At 33.1% G+C, this 3,277-nt stretch carries 4 protein-coding genes; all 4 read right to left on the reverse strand.

Features of this window, described 5'->3' with window-relative positions; genetic code table 11:
- Nucleotides 1–170: 170 nt before the first annotated feature.
- A complete protein-coding gene (locus tag HJC33_RS09725; protein WP_171658634.1) occupies nt 171–800 on the reverse strand; it encodes a hypothetical protein in 630 nt (209 codons plus the stop codon).
- A 207-nt stretch (nt 801–1,007) separates the two neighbouring features.
- A complete protein-coding gene (locus HJC33_RS09730; protein WP_171658635.1) occupies nt 1,008–1,484 on the reverse strand; it encodes a nuclear transport factor 2 family protein in 477 nt (158 codons plus the stop codon).
- 228 nt (nt 1,485–1,712) lie between these two features.
- Nucleotides 1,713–2,585 carry a DUF5694 domain-containing protein gene (locus HJC33_RS09735; protein WP_171658636.1) on the reverse strand — a complete coding sequence of 291 codons (873 nt, stop codon included), beginning with the start codon at nt 2,583–2,585 and terminating at the stop codon, nt 1,713–1,715.
- Between the two features lie 221 nt (nt 2,586–2,806).
- The gene (locus tag HJC33_RS09740) at nt 2,807–3,139 is read right to left on the reverse strand and encodes a DUF3291 domain-containing protein (protein ID WP_171658637.1); all 333 of its coding nucleotides are present in this window, start codon (nt 3,137–3,139) and stop codon (nt 2,807–2,809) included.
- Between the last annotated feature and the right edge of the window lie 138 nt (nt 3,140–3,277).

Raw genomic sequence — 3,277 nt, forward strand, 5'->3', positions numbered from 1 at the left:
AAGACACCTCCAACCTTCAAATCTATATTCCTTTTTTTCATCTGGTTTGTTTCATGAATGCCAACATAAAAATATAGCCCATATAACCCATGGCTCTTTTAGAAGGAAAATTTTCTCAGATAATCCAAAGGTAAGACCACAAGATGCAATCTTGCGGGAGCGCGAGTTTTTTATATTTTATCAATCTGTTTCAATACTTTATCGAGCCTTTTTATTTGTGAGTCTTTCTCACATTCTGCTTTTCGTTCATTTATTATTTTTTGATAAATTTCTTTATTCTTTTTGTTTATCGATATAGTTGATTTTTCCATATATTTAGGTAATTGTTTGATTGGACATTTCCATAGTTGGTCTGTCAGTAAGTTCTCAACTTTGTCTTGAAACTCGGAATATTTATTGAGTTTTGTATATATCTCAATTCCAGCGTCAACTGTTATTACAGAACCTTTGTTAACCGTATCTGAAATCAAATCTATTGATTCAAATAATTCCTTGCCCTTCAAATCTGTAATTGTCGATAAAGCAATCATCCCGCCCCAAACCAATCTATTATTTTTACTCGATAACAGTTCCAAAAAATCTCTATGATAACTAGCGATCAAGCTAGGTTTTAAATAAGCGGTTTCATAAAGTGTTTTTATACAATCAGCTTGAATTTTTTTATCCTTGTTTTTCAGATTCTCCACAAGTTCCTTAATCGCATTACTGTTTTCAGTTTCTGCAATTTCTATGGCTAAGGCTATATTTGCATCATTCCCTTTTTGTCCTAATGATGATGAAAGTTGGCTTATTGCAGTCATAATTTTCTTTATTTTATGATTCTATGAACGTTTTTCACAATGAATGGCTACATAAAAATATAGATCATATCATCTATAGCTCTTTTAAATGAGGAAAAATTTTCGCAGATAATCCAAAGGCAAGACCACAAGATGCAATCTTGCGGGAGCGCGAGGCTTTGTTTTAAAATTTGGATTGACATGAATTATTTAAAAAAATGATTGAGACTATTCTATTTTCCCATCATGAAAACCTGCTCTTTGCCAGTTTCCATTTACCTTTACCCAAAGGTTAGTTATTCTGTATTCATTGTTTTTAATTTCACCTTTTACTTTATTTGAGACGAATACTTTCCCTGTTACTATAGCAATACTTTCATGAAATTCAATTTCTACTTCTTCCATTTTGTATTCAACAACTTCAAGATTACCAGATTTAATTTCTTTTTCTCTTTTATTTAAATAACTAAGCCAATCTTTCTTCCTTATCGATTTTGAATTTCCATTAGTGTGAATATAATTATCAGTAATTAGTGATTCTATGATGTCAAGATTCCCTTCTTGAAAAGCTTTATTGAACTTATCTATTGTTTGTAATAGTTCTTCTTTGGCGATTTTCGTTTCTTCATTGGTAGCACCTCTATTTGAACAGTTAAATAAATTTGATACTATAAAGAATATTAAAAGTGTTTTTAATAACCTCATCTTTTAATTTAGTTTGTATTAATTACATCTAACAGTCTAGTATAAAATAAGTTACGGGATTTTGGCGTTTGTTTTCAGTTTGGTCGCAAGCCTTAACAATTCCGAGTAGATTCTAGCCTGCCCTGAGCGGAGTCGAAGGGTAGTCGAATCCGCCAACCAGAGCCAAGCGACTGATGAACTCATTTTTACAAAACAATAAAGCTGTGAATAAATTGCAGTTATACATTGTTAGTGGCTTTTTTTTAGATAGTCCCAACTTGATACCACCTCAAAATCAGGAATATTTTCCAATAGCATATCAAGAGTCCATTTATGATTATCTCCTACAATAACAAGTATTCTATCTCCTTTTTGATTCATTTTTAGAATGTTTCCTACCATTCTTATATTTCTTTGATACCAGCGGCCTAACCAATCTGGGCCAATCCAATTTTTTTGAATGCCCACCCTTATTTCGTACATATGCATGCGTTGTTCATTTATCTTCTGGGCGATTTGGGAATTCCTTAGTGCTATTTGGTCATAAATGTTAAGATTGTTAAACACTTCTTGATTATGGTTATAGGTTTCAATAAGGTCTTTTTCGTGTTTATTGTAAAATCCACCGTCATTCTCATTGGCATATTTAGCAAATGAATCAAAGGAAAAGTTTTCTAAGGACCCTATATATTCGGTTTGATTATCGAAAAGATATATACTGTCATTTTTCGCTTCTTTTGCAATACGGAACCCTAATTGATATATCTCATTTTCTAACGTGCTAATGTCAAAGGAATCTTTTAGGTAAGAGTGGTATTCATTGTTTGTCTTTTTTGATAAAGAAGGCTCCCATTCAATCACTACTTTTGTTGGATTGAATTCGGATAAAGCTTTGACCAGTTTCGAAATATTTTCTTGACTTTCTTCTTCCAATACCTCTCGGTTAAAATGGAAAGTGCCTACAATCATAATTTTTGATTGTGCTAATGAATCATGATTTTTCAATAAAACCTCCGCTTTCTCAATTTCACTAATGCTCAAAGGCTGACTCTTATTAGGTTTACAATTAAGAACTGCCAATAGAATAAATAAGAGAAGAATACTGTTTGAAAATTGGTTCATGTGTTTAATTTTGAAATTGCAACTAACGGTTAGTATATGGCAAGTAGGGCAGTAGAAAGCTATAAACTTTCAAGTATGCATTGAGCCAAAACGTTGTATTTTGTTTTTATCTTATTCATTCTTAAAAGCCAAATCAACGATTTGGCGGTATTTCTAAATAGCACTGAACTTTCCTGAACCACCGAACGCCCTATTTGTTATATACAGTGTTAGCAACCGTTTTAATATTTATAAACCTTTCCGTTCTTCAAAAGGTTTTCTGCTTCCTTCCAAGGAGGAAGAAAATCAGCATCAATTGTAATTGTTCTAATTTCCCTTGCAATTTTGCTGCTAGCTTTCATAGCTTCCAAATGAGCTCCACTTTTAGCAAATGCTTTGAGTTCAGTTTCGTTATTCCATAGTGTCATGGTATAATGTTTAGTCCAAAATCCTTTTTTCTTAAAGTCTTTATAATTTGTCCCTTTTAGCTGAGCAATAATTTTCATGGCTTTGGCAGAAAGAGCAAAGAACTTAAAAGGTCCTTTTAGTTCTATGGAGGTAATAGTGACTTTCATTTTTTAATTGTTGCTAATGGCCACGCGGCTATGGCGAGTAGCGTTGCGAGCAAGCTCGCAAGAGCTACGGGGAAGCCATTAGACGCTGATTCGCTATAGCCGCTAGTTGGGAAAAGTGCTTGTTTCCTTAAGCGGCGC

The organism is Flagellimonas amphidinii, assembly GCF_013090115.1.
Taxonomy (GTDB): Bacteria; Bacteroidota; Bacteroidia; order Flavobacteriales; family Flavobacteriaceae; genus Flagellimonas; species Flagellimonas amphidinii.

Coding starts and splice junctions, on each gene's coding strand:
- HJC33_RS09735 (WP_171658636.1), bottom strand. CDS start 2,585: ATGAACCAATTTTCAAACAGTATTCTTCTCTTATTTATTCTATTGGCA.
- HJC33_RS09740 (WP_171658637.1), bottom strand. CDS start 3,139: ATGAAAGTCACTATTACCTCCATAGAACTAAAAGGACCTTTTAAGTTC.
- HJC33_RS09725 (WP_171658634.1), bottom strand. CDS start 800: ATGACTGCAATAAGCCAACTTTCATCATCATTAGGACAAAAAGGGAAT.
- HJC33_RS09730 (WP_171658635.1), bottom strand. CDS start 1,484: ATGAGGTTATTAAAAACACTTTTAATATTCTTTATAGTATCAAATTTA.